Origin of the sequence: Occultella aeris (genome assembly GCF_902703175.1) — a bacterium.
GTDB classification, from domain to species: Bacteria; Actinomycetota; Actinomycetes; order Actinomycetales; family Beutenbergiaceae; genus Occultella; species Occultella aeris.
The window spans coordinates 1-18,870 of the sequence record NZ_CACRYJ010000063.1 but is presented as its reverse complement, the minus strand read 5'-3'; the positions used below and the strand labels follow the sequence as shown (position 1 = coordinate 18,870).

At 72.2% G+C, this 18,870-nt stretch carries 16 protein-coding genes; 4 read left to right on the top strand and 12 right to left on the bottom strand.

Annotated features, from left to right (window positions below):
* Window positions 1-28: 28 nt before the first annotated feature.
* From HALOF300_RS22190 to HALOF300_RS22155, 8 genes are all read right to left on the bottom strand, one after another.
* Window positions 29-1,687 carry a serine/threonine-protein kinase gene (locus HALOF300_RS22190; RefSeq protein WP_156743078.1) on the bottom strand — a complete coding sequence of 553 codons (1,659 nt, stop codon included), beginning with the start codon at window positions 1,685-1,687 and terminating at the stop codon, window positions 29-31.
* Window positions 1,688-3,790: an FHA domain-containing protein gene (locus HALOF300_RS22185; protein ID WP_156743077.1), complete on the bottom strand. Its 2,103-nt coding sequence runs from the start codon at window positions 3,788-3,790 to the stop codon at window positions 1,688-1,690. It abuts the gene before it with no gap.
* Window positions 3,787-4,644: a PP2C family protein-serine/threonine phosphatase gene (locus tag HALOF300_RS22180; protein WP_231955694.1), complete on the bottom strand. Its 858-nt coding sequence runs from the start codon at window positions 4,642-4,644 to the stop codon at window positions 3,787-3,789. Before HALOF300_RS22180 ends, HALOF300_RS22185 begins: the two co-directional genes overlap by 4 nt.
* A gap of 136 nt (window positions 4,645-4,780) precedes the next feature.
* Window positions 4,781-6,268, bottom strand: a complete 1,488-nt coding sequence (locus HALOF300_RS22175; RefSeq protein WP_231955693.1) for an alpha/beta hydrolase family protein — start codon at window positions 6,266-6,268, stop codon at window positions 4,781-4,783.
* A gap of 72 nt (window positions 6,269-6,340) precedes the next feature.
* Window positions 6,341-7,252, bottom strand: coding sequence for a GTPase Era (gene era / locus HALOF300_RS22170; RefSeq protein WP_156743074.1), 912 nt, complete (start codon window positions 7,250-7,252; stop codon window positions 6,341-6,343).
* Complete coding sequence (locus HALOF300_RS22165; RefSeq protein WP_156743073.1) at window positions 7,249-8,586, bottom strand: hemolysin family protein; 1,338 nt, start codon at window positions 8,584-8,586, stop codon at window positions 7,249-7,251. Before HALOF300_RS22165 ends, era begins: the two co-directional genes overlap by 4 nt.
* Window positions 8,583-9,035, bottom strand: a complete 453-nt coding sequence (gene ybeY, locus HALOF300_RS22160) for an rRNA maturation RNase YbeY (protein ID WP_154794676.1) — start codon at window positions 9,033-9,035, stop codon at window positions 8,583-8,585. The genes HALOF300_RS22165 and ybeY overlap by 4 nt, the downstream gene beginning before the upstream one ends.
* Window positions 9,032-10,093: a PhoH family protein gene (locus HALOF300_RS22155; protein WP_156743072.1), complete on the bottom strand. Its 1,062-nt coding sequence runs from the start codon at window positions 10,091-10,093 to the stop codon at window positions 9,032-9,034. The genes ybeY and HALOF300_RS22155 overlap by 4 nt, the downstream gene beginning before the upstream one ends.
* A gap of 200 nt (window positions 10,094-10,293) precedes the next feature.
* Between HALOF300_RS22155 and HALOF300_RS22150 the strand changes: the two genes are divergently transcribed.
* Together HALOF300_RS22150 and HALOF300_RS22145 are read left to right on the top strand one after the other, a co-directional pair.
* Window positions 10,294-11,094, top strand: coding sequence for a GNAT family N-acetyltransferase (locus tag HALOF300_RS22150; RefSeq protein WP_156743071.1), 801 nt, complete (start codon window positions 10,294-10,296; stop codon window positions 11,092-11,094).
* A 22-nt stretch (window positions 11,095-11,116) separates the two neighbouring features.
* The gene (locus HALOF300_RS22145) at window positions 11,117-12,670 is read left to right on the top strand and encodes a phytoene desaturase family protein (RefSeq protein ID WP_156743070.1); all 1,554 of its coding nucleotides are present in this window, start codon (window positions 11,117-11,119) and stop codon (window positions 12,668-12,670) included.
* A gap of 1 nt (window position 12,671) precedes the next feature.
* Here the strand turns inward: HALOF300_RS22145 and HALOF300_RS22140 are convergent, their stop codons facing one another.
* On the bottom strand, window positions 12,672-13,955 hold the full coding sequence (locus tag HALOF300_RS22140; protein ID WP_156743069.1) for a hypothetical protein: 1,284 nt from the start codon (window positions 13,953-13,955) through the stop codon (window positions 12,672-12,674).
* Between the two features lie 299 nt (window positions 13,956-14,254).
* Between HALOF300_RS22140 and HALOF300_RS22135 the strand changes: the two genes are divergently transcribed.
* Window positions 14,255-14,656: a DUF2809 domain-containing protein gene (locus HALOF300_RS22135; RefSeq protein WP_156743068.1), complete on the top strand. Its 402-nt coding sequence runs from the start codon at window positions 14,255-14,257 to the stop codon at window positions 14,654-14,656.
* 192 nt (window positions 14,657-14,848) lie between these two features.
* On the opposite strand, the gene HALOF300_RS22130 is transcribed toward HALOF300_RS22135, so the two are convergent.
* From HALOF300_RS22130 to hrcA, 3 genes are all read right to left on the bottom strand, one after another.
* Window positions 14,849-15,619 carry a 16S rRNA (uracil(1498)-N(3))-methyltransferase gene (locus tag HALOF300_RS22130; protein WP_231955692.1) on the bottom strand — a complete coding sequence of 257 codons (771 nt, stop codon included), beginning with the start codon at window positions 15,617-15,619 and terminating at the stop codon, window positions 14,849-14,851.
* Between the two features lie 13 nt (window positions 15,620-15,632).
* On the bottom strand, window positions 15,633-16,748 hold the full coding sequence (gene dnaJ / locus HALOF300_RS22125) for a molecular chaperone DnaJ (RefSeq protein WP_156743066.1): 1,116 nt from the start codon (window positions 16,746-16,748) through the stop codon (window positions 15,633-15,635).
* Window positions 16,749-16,809: 61 nt separating this feature from the next.
* Window positions 16,810-17,838: a heat-inducible transcriptional repressor HrcA gene (hrcA, locus tag HALOF300_RS22120; protein ID WP_156743065.1), complete on the bottom strand. Its 1,029-nt coding sequence runs from the start codon at window positions 17,836-17,838 to the stop codon at window positions 16,810-16,812.
* Between the two features lie 148 nt (window positions 17,839-17,986).
* On the opposite strand from hrcA, the gene HALOF300_RS22115 reads away from it, so the two are divergent.
* Entirely contained in the window at window positions 17,987-18,850 is an 864-nt protein-coding gene (locus HALOF300_RS22115; RefSeq protein ID WP_231955691.1) for a DUF3097 domain-containing protein, read from the top strand.
* The last annotated feature ends 20 nt before the right edge of the window (window positions 18,851-18,870 follow it).

The following is an 18,870-nucleotide window of genomic DNA, read 5'->3' as shown; positions in this document are numbered from 1 at the left end:
CATCTGGGGCCCCCATCGTTGCGCCGCACTACGCGCATCCCTCAACACTCTCGTTCGAAACGGTTCGGGTCTCGGTGTATATCGAGATCACACTGATACAAACATAGTCCGCGGCTCCGGGCACGCTCACCGACGTGGCGCCGAACGTGTCACGTGTCTCACCGCTGTCGTCCGCAGGGGCGCCACGGGTGAACATCCAGGCGTAGGTGACCTCCGCGTCGTCCTCGACGGGCGCCCAGCTGAACGTGACGGTCCCATCCGCCTCCCGCGTCCCCTCTACGCCCGCCGGCGCGGGCGGGTGGGCCGCGGCGCTCGGTTCGTCCGGTGACGGTGTCGCGGTCACCGTGGGGGTCGGCTCCGGCGCATCCGGGGCGTTGAGGGCGCCGATGATGACCCCCGAGGCCACGATGGCGATGACGCCACCCACCGCGGCCCACACCGGCCAACGACGGCGGGTGCTGGGTGCGTTCGCGGCGCCCGGTCGGCCCGGGGTCGCCTCGGCGCCGTCGCTTCGCGCGTCCTGCTGCGGCCCCGTTCCGGGCTCGCCGTGCTGACCCGGCCCACCAGCCTGACCCGCCTGTCCCGCGTCCGGCAGGGCGTACCCACCCGCCCCCGCGCCCTGGTGCGGGGCCTGCGGGCGGCTCGTTCCGCCGTCGGGCGGGGTCTGCGGCACCACCTGCGGACGCAACACGGTGCGCTCCCCCGCGAGCGGGTCGCCCGTGGTGGCCGGGGCCTGCGGGTTCACCGTGACCACCGAACGGGCCCGGGTACGCAGGTCCTCGCCAACATTGTCCGGGACCTGGATCCAGGACGTGTCCGGCACGTCCAGCGTGGTCTGCGACAGGCGCAGTTCCTGCTCGACGCGCTGGATCGCGCGGGCGAGGTCCGCCGCCGTGGCGAACCTGTCCCGGGCGGACTTGGCCATCCCGCGGGCGAGCACCTGGCCGAGGGACTCCGGCACGTCGTCGCGGCCGATCGCCGGCACCGGATCCCGCTCGATCCGGGTGATCAGGTCGAGAGCACCGTTGGGGCCGCCCTCGCGCTCGAACGGCGACCGTCCGGCGAGCAGGGTGTAGATGGTGGCGCTGAGCGAGTAGATGTCGCCCGCGGGGCCGCGCTCGGCGCCCTCGGAGAAGAACTCGGGCGCAGCCCACGGGATCGACAGGCCGATGGTGTCCGTCTCCTCGACCGCGTCCGTGGCGACGGAGATGCCGAAGTCGGTCAGCGCGGGCCAGCCGTAGTCGGTGGTGAGGACGTTCGCCGGCTTGATGTCCCGGTGCAGGATCCCGGCCCGGTGCGCGGTCTCGATCGCGCCGGCGAGCCGGACCCCGATCCGCAGTGCCTCGGCGACCCCGATCCGCTCGGTGCGGTACCGCACGGACAGGTTCGGGCGCGGGCAGTACTCCATCACCAGGAACGGGCGCGCATCCGAGGCGGTGTCGGCGTGGTAGATCGTCACGATCGACGGGTGCGTGGACAGTTGCGCCATCACGTTCGCCTCGGCCACGAACTGCTCGCGTGCCTGCGGGCTGGTGGCGTGCGCGAGCATGACCTTCACCGCGACGGAGCGGCGCGGCAGTTGCTGCGTGTAGAGGAAGACGTCGGCGAAGCCACCCGAGCCGAGGAGGCGTTCGTGGGTGTAGCCCGCGATCTCTGGGGGTGGCGACGGCGGCCGGCGGCCCGCCACCTAGTGGCCCTGCCCGTGCGGCGGCCCGGAGCTCTCCACACCGATGGTGATGCCGTCGCCGAGGTCGATCAGGGAGCCCACCGGGACCGGCACGCCCTCGCCCGGGTGCAGCCGGCGCGGGTCGTTGCCGGGCACGGCGACCATCGTGCCGTTCGTGGAACGCAGGTCCGTGACCACCACATGGTCACCCTCGAGGCGGACCTCGACGTGGGTCCGGGAGATGTCCTGCTGCGGACTCGGCACGGTGACCAGGCGCGGCATCAGGGCGCCCGCGAACCGGGACGACTCGGGCGCGCGACCGATCAGCACGACGCGGTCCAGCGGCACCCGGGGGCCGCTGGAGACGGCGAGCATGATGACCGGGCCGGGCTCGTCGTACAGTGCGTCGTCGGCGACGCCGGGAACGATCGTGGCCGACGGCGGCTGGTTGGGTACGGCGTCGGCAGCGTCCTGCGCGTAGGCGGAGCGCAGGTGGGAGACGAGGATCGTCTCGCCGTCGTGATCGCCCTCGATCTCCGCGTCGCCACCGCCGGACGCCGCCGGCGGGACGGACGTGTGCAGGGGCGGCGGGTCGAAGGCCGGCACCGGGCTGGGCGCCGCGGGCCGCGCGTCGGCCGCGCGTGCGTTCGGCATGTTCCACGGGAGGGAGTCGATCAGGCCGCTGCTCACCGGGCCGACCTGCTCGTACTCGGCGGTCGGGGTGCCCTCGGGCGGGCGCGGCGGGACCGGGGACTCGTCGTCGCCCTGGTCGCCGGCCGCGTAGGCGTCGGCCGCAGGAACTTCGGCCGGGTCGTACCTCCCGGACGTGGTGGGGATGACGGTCCCGGACTCCGGTGCCTCGGACGCGGCGGGCTCGTCCCGAGGCTCCTGCGCGTCCCCGGACTCGGCCTCTTCAGGCAGCTCGGGCTCGACGGCGCCGCCAGGAGCGAGGTCGGGCAGCGGGCCGACGTAGGTCTCGTGATGAGCCAGGTCGTCGACGTCACCGTCGGAGCGCGGTGGCGCTTCCGCGGAGGCGCCTGCGTCGTCGTCGAGAGCAGATTCGTCCGGTTCGGCGGCGGCGTGCTTACCGACGCCGGACCCCGGCACCGGTTCTTCCGCCGGGGCATCCACGCCGAACGGGGGCACTGGCGCTTCAGCGGAAGCAGCCTCGGCTTCGACCGGCGGCTCCGGTGCTTCGGCGGAAACGTCCACGCCGAACGCCGACTCCCGCGCTTCCGAGGAAGCGTCCTCGGCCTCGAGTCCTGTCTCAGGCGCCTCCGCTGAAGCGGTCTCGTCCTCACCATGCGGCTCCGCCGCTTCCGCGGAGGCGGCGGCACGATCGGACTCCGCGTCCACGGGCTCGTCCACGCCGTCGTCAGCCTCATCGGCCAATGGGCCGAAACCGGCCTCTTCGAAGACGTCGACCGGCCCAGCCATCGACACCGACTCGTCATCACGGTGCTCCGGAACGTCGGCCACCGGCTCGTCCACGGTCTCAGCCGTGGGCGTGGGCAGTTCGATGTCAGCCACCGGCGCGGGCAGGTCGGTGGGCAGCGCAGGCGCCGCCTCCGCCGCGGCATCCACCGAAGGCACGGGCGCCTCGACGACCGCCGCTGGCGCTGCCGCGGAAGCACCGGCCCCGGCGACCTCCAGGACAGCCGCAACCGGCGCCGCGTCGGCGAGGTCCACTCGGATCCGTGCGGCCCGTACCACGCCGCCGAGCAGAGGCCAGGACTCGCCGACCGAGCCCACCAGGCTGCCCGTGCCGTTCATGCCGTCCGTGCCAGGCGTGCGCACCACGATGTCCGTGGCCGCTTCGACCAGCACCTCGCGCCACGTACTCATGCCGCGGGCGGCCACCTCGGTGCCATCCACGTCGACGACCACGTCACCGCGCAGAAGGACCCGGACGCCGTCGGGCGTGCGTTCGACGAGCGCGAACGCGGGAAGCGACGAGATCCCGCCACCGGCGATGATCTCCAACCAGTGCGTGATCGGCCGTCCGGCGGCGAGCGCGTCCCAGACGGCGCGCACCGTCGCGGGTGGCACCGTCGGGGCAAGGAGGACCACACCGGTCCCGGTGGCGAGACCGGTCCACTCCCCCGGCACGTACTCGAGGCTCACGCCCACCACCAGTTCCGGTCCGCGCCCTGCTCGCGGGGCACGGTGTCCTCGGCGCCGCCTGGCTCACCGACGCCCTCGCGTGGCGCCGTGGTCGCCAGTGCCTCGTGATCGGGCGTGAGGTCGATGACGATCACCGAGACGTTGTCCCGGGCGCCGCCGGCGATGGCCTCCGCGAGCAGTGCCGACGCCGCGTCCTGCGGGCCGAGGCCGGCGCCGAGCAGGCCTGCGATCCGGTCCTCGGTGACCTCGTTGATGAGTCCGTCGGAGCAGAGCAGGAGCCGCTCGGTGGCGCCCGCGTAGAGCATCCAGAAATCGGGCTCCACGTCGATCCCGCTGCCGACGGCCCGCGTGATCACGTTCCGCTGCGGGTGGCTGCGAGCCTGCTCGTCGGTGATGGCGCCGGAGTCCACCAGCTCCTGGACCACGGAGTGGTCCACGCTGATCCGGGTCAGCGCCCCTTCGGCGAACCGGTACACCCGGGAGTCGCCGACGTTGAAGACCAGCCAGTACGGGGAGTCCTCGTGCCGGGTGAGGATGACGCCCGCGGCGGTGCTCCCGGCGGTGACCGGATGGTCACCGACGGAGTCCTGGACGTCGGCCAGGGAGGATCGGATCCGCTGCTGGGCGGCGCGCACCACGGCCTGGATGTCCGTGGGCTGCACCTCGACGTCCGGCCGGACGGTATCGGCGTAGCGGGAGAACTCGGCGACCACCGCCCCCGAGGCCATGGCGCCGTGCACGTGCCCGCCCATGCCGTCGGCGACGAGGAACACCGACGGCGTCGCCAGCACGGAATCCTCGTTCGCCTTGCGACGCCCACCGGCATCGGTGGCCACGCCCCATACAGCTTGCACCCGCAACTCCTCGATCCGTCCTGGGAGGGAAATCTGAGCATGATCCTATGCAGCCCACCGGTGCCCGTCACACCCACGGCCGGTCAGCCGCCCGCGCGGGCCTCCGGGATCGGCCCGCAGCGGCGGTCCGGTGCCGTCACAGCACGCTCGGGAACACGCCCCAGTACGCAGCGATCAGCAGCACCACCGTTGCGCCGAGATGCACCCCCCACCAGGTGATCCGCCCGACGGCGCCGGTCGCCTCCGCGCCGAGCGTGCGGCGCGCGTTGATGCCCGCCGAGACCGAGCGGACCCCGACCGCGACGGCGAAGATCCCGACCGCCTGCAACAGCACCCAGCCGCCCTGCACGGCCAGGTCGTCGGTGCGGTAGTTCAGCGCCAGGTTCGCCACCTGCACGATGTAGGCGGCGAACACCACCAGCACCGCGGTGGCGGCCAGCGCGGTGGCCGCGCTGTACCGGGCCAGCGGCGGCGGCAGGCGGCGGCTCGGCCGGCGCACCAGACGGCTGCCCACCCACGCCACGGGGCCGATCAGCAGCAGCGCGAAGGCACCGACGATGGACCAGACCAGCATGTCGCCGTCGGCGTACCAGCGCGGATGACTGACCGGCGCGGCGCGGAACAGCTGCACCGGTTGGGCACCGGCGATCCGGGGCTCCGCCGTCGCCGTGTCCGGCAGCCCGAGCGTCCACCGGGCCAGGGCGTCGTTGAAGCCCGGAGCGAGCGCGTCGTCGATCCGGATGCCGTGGTTCGCGCCCTCGAAATAGCGCAGCGTGTACTGGGTGTTCCCGGTCTGGGCGATGTCGTCGATGAGCTGCAGCGGACCTTGCACCGTCGGCATCGAGGAGTCCGCGGTGCCGTACATGAGCAGCACCGGCTGCTCCATCTGCTGCTGGTACGGGCTCGCATCGAAGTCGGCGTACTCGAAGCCGCCGCCAGGCATGTTCGCACCCAGGCCGCGCGGGATGGCGCGCAGCAGCGCGGCCGGCACCCCGACCGAGCGCAGGTAGGAGTCCGCGGCGAACGCGAACTGCTCCCGGGGCGGCACCACCGGCGCCGAGACGAACACGACGAACGCGACGTCCGGTTCCTGCGCGGCGGCGACCGGCGCGATCCAGGCGCCCTCGCTCTCGCCGTAGAGCCCGACGGCCGCCGGGTCCACGCCCGGCCACTCGGTCAGGATGCGCCACGAGACCAGGTAGTCCTGGGCCATCTGCACGTAGTCCCGGTCGGTGGTGGTGTAGGTGTCCATCCGCTTCTCGGGGACCATCGCATACACCCCGGCACTCGCGAGCGCCTGCGCCTGATCGGCGAAGTTCAGGTTGGTGGCGGTGCCTGCGCCGTGCATGAACAGCATGCCGGGACGGCCGTCCGGCGCGCCCACCGGGTAGGTGATCGTGGCGAGCACGGTCGCGCCGTCGAGCTCGACCTCGATCGTCTCCTGGGCGGTCTCATACGTGCCGACCGGGTCCGTGACGGCATCCGAGCCGATGGCCACGTCCGCCGTCTCCGGCACCACGACCTCGGTCATCGGCTGGGGGCTCCAACCCGGCCCGGAGAGGGACCCGATCAGACCGAAGATGAGGACCAGCCCGAGGACGGCAGCCAGTTTCCGGTAGATCACCGGTCCAGGGTAGTTCGTCCCACCGACTGCCCCGTCGCCCACGCGCGCCCCGCCGTGCCCCTCGAGCGCCGCTCAGAAGCCGAGCCGGTGCAGGTACTTCGGGTCCCGCTGCCAGTCCTTGGCGACCCGGACGTGCAGATCCAGATATACGGCGGCGCCGAGCAGTGCCTCGATACCCCGGCGGGCCTTCGTGCCGACGTCCCGCAACCGCGCGCCCTTCGCCCCGATCACGATGGCCTTCTGGGAGTCGCGCTCCACGTACAGTTCGACGCGCACGTCGAGCATGCGCCGACCGTCCCGGTGCGGCTTCTCACGCTCCACGATCTCCTCGACCACGACGGCCAGCGAGTGCGGCAGCTCGTCCCGGACCCCCTCGAGGGCGGCCTCGCGCACCAGCTCGGCGACCATCACGGCGTCGGGCTCGTCGGTCAGCTCGCCGTCCGGGTAGAGCGGCGGCGACTCAGGCAGGTGACCGAGCAGCACCTGGATGAGCACGTCCAGCTGGTAGTCCTTCGTGGCCGAGACCGGGACGATGTCGGCCCACTCGCCGAGCTCGGAGATGTCCAGCAGGTGCTGGGCGAGCCGCTCCGGGGCGACCTTGTCCGCCTTCGTGGCGATCGCGATCACCGGGGTCCGGGCCTCGGCGAGCTGCCGGGCGATGAACCGGTCCCCCGGGCCGACCTCCTGATCGGCCGGCATGCAGAACGCGATCACGTCCACCTCGGCCAGGGTGCCGATGACCAGCTCGTTGAGGCGTTCGCCGAGCAGGGTGCGGGGCCGGTGCAGCCCCGGCGTGTCGACGAGGATGAGCTGACCGTCAGGTCGGTGCACGATGCCGCGCACGGTGTGCCGGGTGGTCTGTGGGCGGCCGGAGGTGATCGCTACCTTCTGGCCGACGAGGGCGTTGGTGAGCGTGGACTTGCCGGCGTTGGGGCGGCCGACGATGCAGACGAAGCCCGCTCGGAACTCGGGGGTGGCGGTCATGGTCGGTGTCCTTCGTCTGGAAGCTGGTGGGTCCGGCCGTTGCGGCCGGTCTCGTCGGGGTCGGGAGGTACGGGTTCGGCGGCTCGGACCCGCAGAGTGGTGATCTGCTTGCGCCGACCGGTGGCGTCCAGCGCCCGGATCTGGACGCCGTGGCTCACCGCGCGGGCACCCGCGATCGGGACCTTGCCGAGTGCCTTGGCGAGCAGACCGCCGACGGTGTCCACCTCATCATCGGTCACATCGAGGTCGAACAGGTCACCGAGCTCGTCCAGGGGCAGCCGTGCGGGCACCACGAACGCCCCGTTCCCCTCGTCCACGACCTCCATCTCGCTGGCGTCGTGCTCGTCCACGAGCTCGCCGACGAGTTCCTCGAGGATGTCCTCGATCGTGATCAGGCCGGCGATGCCGCCGTACTCGTCGAACACGATCGCAATATGGACGACGGCGTCCCGCATCTCGTCGAGGAGGTCGTCCACGGGCTTCGTCTCCGGCACGAAGACGGCCTCGCGCATGATCCGGTCGACGGGCGCCGTCGCCCGTTCGGGCTTCTTCGTGAGGTACCGCAGCGCGTCCTTGAGGTAGAGCACGCCGAGCAGGTCGTCGACGGACTCCCCCACCACGGGCACCCGGGAGTATCCGGACCGCACGAACAGCGTGATGGCCTTCTGCAGCGGCGTGCCGGAGGCCACGGTGACCATGTCGGTGCGGGGCACCATGACCTCCCGGACCATGGTGCGGCCGAGCTCGAACACCGAGTGCAGCATCTCACGTTCGTCGTCGTCGATCTGGTGGCTCTCGCTGACCCGGTCGACCATGTCACGCAGATCGTCCTCGTCGGCCTCGCGTTCCTCCAGCGTGGTGCGTCCGGCCCGCGTGCTGAGCGAGTCGGTCAGCCGTACCAGCGGGGCGTAGAGGGTCTCGAGGCCGAGGAGCAGGGGGCCCACCCAGGCCAGTACCCGCACGGGCTCGCGGCGGCCGATGGTCCGCGGGCTGATCCCGACCACGATCACCATGAGCACGGCGGAGGCCACCACCGAGCACACCAGTACCAGCCACCACTGGTGCAGCGCTCCGGCGAGGATCAGGGTCAGGCACACGGCCGCCGTCATCTCGGCGAGCACGCGGGTGAAGGTCGCCGCCCGGATCACGCCCCCGTGGTTCTCGGCGATCCGGACCGCCCGGGCCGCGCCGCGGGCGCCGGACTGCTCGGCCTCGTGCGCGGCCGCCCGGGTGATCCGCCCGGCGGCGGCCTCCCCGGCGGACAGCAGCGCCGCGAGCCCGACGCCGGCCAGCGTCAGCAGAATCAGGAGCGGCAACGGCCCCGCGTCGCTCACCTGCGCGCCAGGAACGTCAGCAGCAGCCGGCGCTGCAGGTCGAACATCTCCTTCTCCTCCTCGGGCTCGGCGTGGTCGTACCCGAGCAGGTGGAGGATGCCGTGGGTGGTCAGCAGGAGCATCTCCTCCTCGGCCGAGTGCCCGGCGACGCGGGCCTGCTCGACGGCGACGTCCGGGCACACGACGATCGAACCGAGCATGCCCTCCTCGCTGAGCTCCGTGTCGGTCCCGGGGCGGAGTTCGTCCATCGGGAACGAGAGCACGTCGGTTGGGCCCTCCTCCTCCATCCAGCGCACGTGGAGCTCGGCCATGACGTCGGTCGGCACGAACCGGATCTCGAGCTCCGCCTGCGGGTGCACGTGCATCTCGTCGATGACGAACCGGGACAGCGCCGCGAACTCCGCCTCGTCCAGGTCGTACCCGGACTCGTTGGTGACCTCCGTGCTCATCGGCTCCACCCCTCCCGCGGCGCGGGCGAGCGGGTCTCGAACCGCGAGTACGCGTCGACGATCTCCGCGACGAGGCGGTGGCGCACCACGTCGGCGCTGGTGAGCTCGCAGAAGACCACGTCGTCGATCTCGTCGAGGATCTCCTGCACCACCTTCAGGCCGGACCGGGTGCCGCCGGGCAGGTCGATCTGGGTGACGTCACCGGTGACCACGACCTTGGAGCCGAAACCGAGGCGGGTCAGGAACATCTTCATCTGCTCGGCGGAGGTGTTCTGGGCCTCGTCGAGGATGATGAACGCGTCGTTGATCGTGCGGCCGCGCATGTATGCCAGCGGGGCCACCTCGATCGTGCCGGCGGCCAGCAGCCGCGGGATCGAGTCCGGATCGACCATGTCGTGCAGCGCGTCGTAGAGCGGGCGCACGTACGGGTCGATCTTGTCGTTCAGGGTGCCGGGCAGGAACCCGAGCCGCTCCCCGGCCTCCACGGCCGGCCGGGTCAGCACGATCCGGTTCACCTGCTTGGACTGCAGGGCCTGCACCGCCTTGGCCATCGCCAGGTAGGTCTTACCGGTGCCGGCGGGGCCGATCCCGAACACCACGGTGTTCCGGTCGATCGCCTCGACGTACTCCTTCTGCCCCACCGTCTTGGGCCGGATGGTCTTGCCACGGTTGGACAGGATGTTCATCGTGAGCACCTGGGCGGGGCGCTCGTTGGTGGATGCGGTCAGGATCGCGATGGCGCGCTCGACGGCGTCCGCGGACAGCGGCTGAGCGGACGCGGCGATCTCGCTGAGTTCGTCCACGAGGCGCTCCGCGAGCGCCACCTCGCCGGGCCTTCCGGTGAGGGTCACCAGGTTGCCGCGCACATGCACGTCCACGGTCGGGAAACCGGACTCGATCGCACGCAGCACCTCGTCGCGTTGACCGAGCAGCGCCACCATGGGGATCGAGTCGGGGATCGTGATCTGGTGCTGGACCTGGGCCCCTGCCCCCTGCGCTCCGGCCGCGCCCGGGCCGTCGGCGGCTTCGGAGGGTTCTGCTGCGCTGGTCTGATCCATGAGCGGGGCTCGGAGCCCGTGCTTCCTTCCGGTCTCGGTGCGCGGCGCGCACACGTTGATCCCGATCCTAGCCGGGCCGGGTCGGCCACGGACCTCGAGATCGGGACCCGCGCGACGTCGCAACCGCGGCGGGATGCGACCGTCTCGCCGATCCCGTATTCCCGTCGCCAGCCGACCCGGTGTCACGGCAGGATGCCTGGGTGACGCCTACCGAACTCCTCACCGCCTACGACGACCAGCTGCGCACCGAGGCCGAGACGCCAAGTGCGGTCACGGTCGAGCGGCGCGGGCCGCTGCGACTTGCCACCTTCGTCGGTGGTCGGGGCTTCGTGTCCTACCGCGACCTCGAGGGCATCGACCCCGGTGCGATCGGTGACGTCGTCGGCGAGGTCCTGGACCACTACCGGGCCGACCCAGCGATCACCCGCGTCGAGTGGAAGACCCGCGGCCACGACCACGCGCCCGGACTGCACGAGGCCCTGACCGGGCACGGGTTCGTCGCCGGGAACCCGGAGTCGATCATGCTCGGCGAGCTGCGCGACCTGGTTGCGGACGTGCCGCTTCCGGCCGGGGTCACGCTGCGCCGGGTGACCGCCGAAGCAGACGTGCGCGCCATGTGCGCCATGCAGAACGAGGTCTTCGGCGACCCGCCGTCGGAGCGGACTGCCGTGGCCATCCTGCGCCGCCTCGCGCTCGACGACGGCATGGAGCTGTGGGTGGCCGAGGTCGACGACCTGATCGTCTGCGCCGGACGCCTCGAACCCGTGGCGGACACCGAGTTCGCGGGGATCTGGGGCGGCGCGACCCGGCCCCAGTGGCGGGGCCGCGGGATCTACCGAGCCCTCACGGCCGTCCGGGCGCGCTCGGCGCTCGCCCGCGGCAAGCTTCTCGCCCACAGCGACTCCACGGAGTTCTCGCGGCCGATCCTGGAACGGGCCGGCCTCGTGAAGGTGTCCACGACGACACCATACGAGTGGCGCAGGAGCGGCCGATCCGAGTAGCCCGCCGCACTAGGCTGCCGACATGGCAACCCGGGTGGCGATCGTCGGCGGCGGCCACAACGCCCTGGTGGCGGCCGCATACCTGGCCCGCGAGGGTGTCGAGGTCACCATCCTCGAGCGCAGCGACCACGTCGGCGGCGCCGCCGTGAGTGCCCGCCCGTTCCCGGGCGTGGACGCCCGGCTGTCCCGGTTCTCCTACCTGGTCAGCCTGCTGCCGCCGGCCCTGGCGAGTGACCTCGGACTGGACCTCGACCTACGGTCGCGCCCGACGGCGTCGTACACCCCGTACTCGACAGCCGGCAGCCCGGGTGGGCTCCTCGTCGAGACGCGCCCCGGCGCGGCGACCGCCGCCTCGTTCCGGGCCCGGACCGGCTCGGACGCCGAGTACGACGCGTGGCGGGAGTTCTACGCCGGCGCCGACGACCTGGCCGCGGCGCTCGCGCCGACACTGCTCGAACCGCTGCCGACGGCGGACCGCGCCCGGGCGCTGATCGGGCCACAGTGGTGGGCCGACCTGACCCAGGTGCCCATCGGGGCGACCTTGGAGCGACGGTTCACCGACGACCTGGTCCGCGGTGTGGTCGCGACCGATGCGCTGATCGGGACGTTCGCCTCGCTGCACTCGACGTCGCTGCGGCAGAACCGGTGCTGGCTCTATCACGTGGTCGGCGGCGAGTGGCGGGTGCCGGTGGGCGGTATGGGCGCCGTCACCGGCGAGCTGGAGCGGGTCGCGCGGGCCGCCGGGGCCACGATCGTGACCGGGGCGTCGGTCCGGTCCGTCGAAGCCGACGACGGCGGAGCACGGGTGGTCTGGGACGCGGGGGTTCTCGAGGTGGACTGGGTGCTCGGCGGGGTCGCCCCGTACACGCTCGCCGGTCTGCTCGGCGACGAGCCCGGACCGCGCCCGGTGGGCGCGCAGGTGAAGATCAACCTCGTGCTGTCCCGGCTGCCGCGGCTGCGGTCAGGGATCGACCCGGAGGTCGCCTTCGCCGGCACCCTGCACCTGGCCGAGTCGATGACAGAGCTCGAGTCCGCCCACGCGGCGATGGCTGCGGACGCACGCGCCGCCGTCGGCGATGACGGCACCCCGTGCCCGGGCGAGATCTACTGCCACACCCTGACCGACCCCTCGATCCTCGGTGCCGAGCTCGCCGCTTCCGGCGCACACACGCTCACCTACTTCGGACTGCACCAGCTCGAGGAGGGCCTCGCGAACGAGGAGCTGCGCGAGCGAGCCTGGCGCCGGTTCCTCGGCAGCATCACTCCGCACCTGGCCGAACCCCTGGAGCCGCTGCTGCTGCGCGACTCCGCCGGCCGTGAGTGCGTGGAGATCCGCGGCCCCGGGCAGATCGAGACGGAACTGGGCATGCCCGGCGGGAACATCTTCCACGGGGATCTGAGCTGGCCCTGGCTCGAGCCGGGCCGAGCGGGCGAGCCGGGCTCGCCGGCGCACCGGTGGGGTGTGGCGACAGATCACGAGCGGGTCCTGATCGGGGGCAGCGGCGCCGTGCGTGGGGGCGCGGTGAGCGGCATCGGCGGGCACAACGCCGCGCACGCGCTGCTCGAGATGCTCTGACTCAGGTGGAGCTGGAGTAGAGCGTCGGGCCTGGGCGGCCGTCACCGTCGAAGTCCGGCGCGTCCGCGCCGAGGTCCTGCCAGACGAACTCGGGGATCCGCGTGAGGAACCCGTACATGAACGCGACGGTGTGGTCGATGACGGCCAGGTCGTGTTGCGGGACCGCCACGCGGATCCGCCCGCCCCCCATCGAGAACGGGATCGGCTGGACCTGCATGAGGTACTCGATCTGGCGGGGGTGGATCACGTCGGAGGCGAACTTCGGCACGTCCGAGCGCACGTCGAAACGATCGTTGAACGCGGCCAGCTCGGACTCCACTCGGTCCCCGCGCCCGAACCACTTGCCCAGGGCGCGGTTCCCGGTCACCTCCAGGTACGGCGTGGGGACCCCGAGGCTCATGTCGAAGATGGACTCCTCGTGGTTGTCGGTCTCCGTGCGGGTGGTGGTGTGACCGTTGGAGTCGGTGCTGGTCACGGTCCGGGTGGTCTGCCAGTGGTGCTTGAACGCGACGAACGGCAGCGGTCCGACCTCGCAGCTGACCACGTTGACGATCCTGTGGTTCTGGCCGCCCTGGGTCACCTCGACGACGCTCATCAACGTGTCGTCCCGGTCGCGGAACTGCCAGTGCGGCCGCCGGTAGAAGCCGACCCACCGTTCCGGTTCCGGGCGGCGGAAACCGTCGAGCGCGCGGGGGTCGAGGGCGCGCGCGATGGCCACCATGGCGTCGAGGAACCGTTCGAGCTCCGCGGCCTCCTTCGGCGCGCCGAGCACCACGAGCTGGTCACCGTCGATGGAGAGGTCGATGCCACCGTTTGCCTGCGCGAACGCGGTCACCGGCTCCCCGGCGCCGGCCTGGACCGCCCGGGCGAACTCGGCGTCGTCGCTGAGCACGTGCCACTGTCCGGTCGACTGCTGCTGGGCCGCCTGGGCACCGGGACGCGCGCCGGTGGTGGTCAGGAACAGTTCCGGCAACGGCAGTTGCAGCCGCATCGCCGCGACGCGGAACCTGCCGACCTGGCACTTGTACTCGAACACCTGGAAGGGGACACCGTGGCGCTCCCCGGAGATGTGCTCGTCGGTGCTCCGGTCGAACCCGAGCCCGAACGGCGGCACCGTCAGCCCGTTCGCGATCGCAAGCGTGGGGCTGGACTCGAACGCCCAGCCGCGGTCGGTGAGCGACTTGATGTAGCCCACCCGCCGGCGCCAGAAGAAGACGCCGATACCGATACCGAGGACCAGGATGACGCCGATGACGATCAGGAAGGTGGGCGGGTTGTCGTTCACGGACCCGATGATGCCGCATCAGGCTCGCCGCGGCCGGTACTCGGCAGGTGAGATCTGCCCACGTGGGCGGCCGGCGCACTCGCGACGCCGCGGCGCGCCGCCGACCTGGTCGCGGTCGCCTCGGAACCGGCCACCGCAAGCAGTGGGCTCGAAATCGTGGCGACCACCTCGAGCCCACCGAGGGAAGGGGTCCGGTGCGTGCTCGCCCGGCACGTGCGGTGGTCCGGTGCTGAGCAGATCTGGTGAAGCTCGCCCCGTTGTGGGACCAGAGGCCCGGCACCTGCGATTCGATCGTGCCGATGGAACACCCACCTGAGGCCTCTGCGAGCGCGCCGCGCCGGCGGACGGTCGTCGCCGCGGCACTCGTCGTCGTGATCGTGGTGGGACTCGCCCTGCAACTTGTGCGGCACCTGCCCGGTTCGGGCGTCGCGGGCACGGCGGCCTACGCCGTGGCCGCCGTCCTCGCCGTCGCCCTGGTCTGGCCGAACTGGTCGACCGCGTCCGTGGCGAGCGTTGGCACCGGCGCGTCGTGCGCCATGGAGGTCGCACAACTGACGCCACTGCCCGGCATGATCTCGGGAACGTTCCCAGCGGCTCGGCTGCTCCTCGGCGCGAACTTCGATCCGGTGGACCTGGTCGTGCTGGCCATCGCCGGCGCACTCAGCGGGCTGCTGCTCGCGCGTGGACGACGGCGACTCTGAATCCTCACTCGCCCGCCACCGGCTCCCCTGCGAGGGCGAGAGTGCGCATGTGCGGCGCATCAAGCCCGTCCGCCGCAGAACCGCACGCTCGCCACGGGACCTGGACGAGCACGGTGCGATTGTGCGGCGCATCGGCCCCATCGGCTGCAGAACCGCACTCCCGCCGCAGGCAGGAGCGAGGCGGTGGCGAGATCAGTCGGCAGTCGCGTCCCAGCGACCGAGCCGCTGCGCCAGGACCGCGACCGCGATGGGCCCGGCCGTCGAGGTGCGCAGCACGTGCGGACCGAGCCGGACCGGCTGCGCGCCGGCCTCCTCGAGGGCTGCGATCTCGGCGTCCGAGAGGCCACCCTCCGGGCCCACCACGAGGAGCACCTCGGGCGCACCCGCACCGATGGCCGCGTCGGCGACAGGCACGGTGGCGCCCTCGTGCAGGACGAGCACCGCACCGCCGTCGGCGACCGCCTGCTCGACCCGCCGCAGGAGCGCCGCGCCGACGACGAGCTCCCCCACCGCGGGCACCCGCGCCCGCCGGGACTGCTTCGCGGCGGCGACCACGATCTGCTGCCAGCGTGCGCGGCCCTTGGCCGCCTTGTCCCCACGCCACTGCGCGACGGATCGCTCCGACTGCCAGGGAATCACGCCGTCGAGCCCCACCTCGGTGCCCGCCTCGATGGCGAGTTCGTCCCGGGATCCCTTGGCCAGGGCCTGCACCAGCACGATCGCCGGGACCGGCTCGTCCTCGCGGACCACGGCACTCACCTCGAGCGCGACCGCGGCGTCCGACCCGCCGCGGACGTCGGCGACCCTCCCGCGGACGCGCACGCCCACGCCGTCGACCAGGTCGATCTCCTCCCCGGCACGCAGCCGGCGGACCGTGGCGGCGTGGCGGGCCTCGGGGCCGACCAGCGTGTACCGGGCACCTGGGGTGAGCGCGTCGAGTTCACCGGCCGGGGCCAGGAACACCGCCGCGGACACCTCAGCGGCCGCCGAACTTCTCGCGCAGCCGGTGCAGCATGCCCGGGTTCGCTGCGGCGAGCCGGGCCTCGGGGCGCTCCTCGCCCCGGGCCGTCGCGAGCTGGCGCAGCAACTGCTCCTGCGCCTCGTCGAGCTTCGTGGGGACCTCCACGTCCACATGCACGTGCAGATCGCCGCGGCCGTTGCCGTTCAGGTGCCCGACGCCGAGGCCGCGCAGGGTGACGACCTCCTCCGGCTGGGTACCCGGGCGGATGTCCACCTCCTGCGGGCCGTCGAGCGTGTCCAGGTTGAGCATGGTGCCCAGCGCGGCCGCCGTCATGGGCAGCGTGGTGGAACAGTGGATGTCATCGCCGCGACGGGTGAAGACGGGATGTGGCTTCTCCCGGATCTCCACGTACAGGTCCCCGGGGGGACCACCGGCCGGGCCGACCTCGCTCTGCCCGCTCAGCTTGATCCGGGTGCCCTCGTCGACGCCGGCCGGGATGTTCACGCGCACGGTGCGGCGGGTCCGGACGCGGCCCTCGCCGGAGCATTCGGTGCACGGGTCGGTGATGATCGTGCCGTAGCCCCCGCAGACGGCGCAGGCGGCCGTGGTCATGACCTGGCCGAGGAAGGAGCGCGCCACCCGCTGGACGGAGCCGCGGCCCTGGCAGGTGTCGCAGGTCTTCGGGTGGGTGCCCGGCTGGCAGCAGGTGCCCTGGCAGGTGGTGCAGACGACGGCGGTCTCCACCTCGAGGTCCCGGGCCACGCCGAACGCTGCCTCGGACAGGTCGATGCTCACCCGGAGCAGCGCGTCCTGGCCGCGGCGCGAGCGGGGCGCCGGGCCGCGCTGGCCGGTGCCGCCGGCCGCCGCCTGGAAGAACGTCTCGAAGATGTCGGAGAAGCCACCGAACCCGGCGCCGCCCATCCCGGGCGTGCCGCCACCCATGTCATACGCGCGGCGCTTCTCCGGGTTGGAGAGTGTGTCGTGCGCTGCGGTGATGTTCTTGAACTTCTCCTCGCTCGCCACGCCGGCCACATCGGGGTGATGCTGGCGGGCGAGCTTGCGGTACGCGCGCTTGATCTCCTCCGTGCTCGCGTCGCGGGACACGCCGAGGATCTCGTAGTAGTCGCTCACAGGTCACTTTCGTCGCTTGGGGATCGGAGACGTGCTGGGGCGGCACGGGGCCGCCGGAAGATCAGCCGGACAGCAGCCGGGTGAGATAACGGGCCACGGCTCGCACCGAGGCCATCGTGGTGGGGTAGTCCATCCGGGTGGGGCCGACGATCCCGATCTGCGCGATCGCTTCGGGACCCTCCCCACCGTAACCGCTGGCGATCACGGAGGTCTCGGCCAGGTTGGCGTGATGTGTCTCATGCCCGATCCGTACCGAGAGCGGGCGCTCGCCGTCCTCCTCGGCCATCTCGGACAGCAGCCGGAGCAGCACCACCTGCTCCTCGAGGGCCTCCAGGACGGGGCCGATGGTGCGGGTGAAGTCCAGGTCGGCTCGGGCCAGGTTCGCGGTCCCGGCCATCACGATGCGCTCCTCGGTCTCCTGGGAGACCTCCTCGACCACCGCGTTCGTGACCGCGTCCACGAGCGGTCGGTCCTCGGGGCCGAACACCTCGGCCAGGTCGCCGAGCACCTTCGGCAGCCTGGCGGCCTGGCGCCCGGCACCCGCGGCGTTGAGGCGGGCGCGCAGCTCCGCGATGAACGTCGGGTCCAGGTCGGTGAGCGACTCGACCGTACGCTGCTCGACGCGGCCGTTGTCCGTGATGATCACGACCATCAGGCGCCGCTGCCCGGTGGGCACGAGCTCCACGTGACGCAGCGTGGACCGCCGCAGCGACGGGTACTGCACCACGGCCACCTGCTGGGTGAGCTGGGCGAGCAGGCGCACGGTGCGCTCGAGGGCGTCGTCGAGGTCCACCGCGCCCTCGAGGAGCTCGGTGATCGCGCGCCGCTCGGCGGCCGAGAGCGGCTTCATCACCGAGATCTGGTCGACGAACAGCCGGTAACCCTTGTCCGTGGGGATCCGCCCGGCCGACGTGTGCGGCTGCGCGATGTACCCGTTGTCCTCCAGCGCGGCCATGTCGTTGCGGATCGTGGCCGGGGAGACGCCGAGGTTGTGGCGCTCCACGAGGTTGCGCGATCCGACCGGCTCCCGGCTGCGCACGAAGTCCTGCACGATCGCACGCAGCACATCCAGCTGCCGCTCCGAGCTCATCCGGGTCCTCCTCCCGATCTCCACGCGATTGTCCGCGACCCTACGTCAGCGCGCCCGTTGGCCCCGACGTCAGCACTCCCGTGCCATGAGTGCCAATTCTACGCGTCGGTCCGACAACTCCCGGCGGCACGTGCGTAACCTCACTCGGGTGAGTTCCGACCGGTATGGCAGATATGGCCCAGACGTCCTGACCAGCGACCCGCACGCCGGACGCAGACCCCGCACCGTGGACACCCCCGCCGAGCCGGGCCTCGTGGTCGAGGACGTCGAGACCGGGTGGGTCGGGGCCGTGGTGCGGGTCGAGAAGAGCGGCGGCACCCACGTCGTGGTGCTCGAGGACAACCGGGGCCGCACCCGCACGTTCGGCCTCGGGGCCGGGTTCTGGGTGGACGGCAAGCCGGTCCGTCTGGTCCCCTATCGCAAGCCGCAGGCGCCGCCGACGGCGCAGCGCACCGCGAGTGGGTCCCTCGCCGTTCCCGGTGCCCGCGCCCGCGTGGCTCGGGCGTCCCGGATCTGGGTGGAGGGCCGCCACGACGCCGAGCTGGTCGAGAAGGTGTGGGGCGAGGACCTGCGCCTGGAGGGCGTGGTCGTCGAACTGCTCGACGGCGTCGATCACCTCGTCGAGATGCTCGCCGAGTTCGGGCCCGGGCCGGGACGACGCGTCGGCGTCCTCGTGGACCACCTGGTCCGCGGCAGCAAGGAGTCCCGGATCGCGGCGGAGGCGGTGCGCCCCCACGGCGCCGAACACGTGCTCGTGGTGGGCCACCCGTACGTGGACGTGTGGCAGGCGGTCCGTCCGGCCCGCGTCGGCCTGGACGAGTGGCCGCACATTCCCCGGGGCACCGACATCAAGTACGGCACCCTCGCCGCGCTCGGCTGGCCGGCGCAGGACCAGGCGGACGTCGCCCGCGGCTGGAAGCGGATCCTCGGCACGGTGCGTGACTACCGCGACCTCGAGCCGAGCCTGCTCGGCCGGGTCGAGGAGCTCGTGGACTTCGTCACCGCCCCCTGACATCGGATCCGCCCCCGCCT

What these genes read in the sequence shown, in the direction of transcription:
- hrcA (WP_156743065.1), bottom strand. Translation starts at nt 17,838, where the DNA reads ATGAGCTCGGAGCGGCAGCTGGATGTGCTGCGTGCGATCGTGCAGGAC.
- HALOF300_RS22135 (WP_156743068.1), top strand. Translation starts at nt 14,255, where the DNA reads ATGGAACACCCACCTGAGGCCTCTGCGAGCGCGCCGCGCCGGCGGACG.
- HALOF300_RS22145 (WP_156743070.1), top strand. Translation starts at nt 11,117, where the DNA reads ATGGCAACCCGGGTGGCGATCGTCGGCGGCGGCCACAACGCCCTGGTG.
- ybeY (WP_154794676.1), bottom strand. Translation starts at nt 9,035, where the DNA reads ATGAGCACGGAGGTCACCAACGAGTCCGGGTACGACCTGGACGAGGCG.
- HALOF300_RS22155 (WP_156743072.1), bottom strand. Translation starts at nt 10,093, where the DNA reads ATGGATCAGACCAGCGCAGCAGAACCCTCCGAAGCCGCCGACGGCCCG.
- era (WP_156743074.1), bottom strand. Translation starts at nt 7,252, where the DNA reads ATGACCGCCACCCCCGAGTTCCGAGCGGGCTTCGTCTGCATCGTCGGC.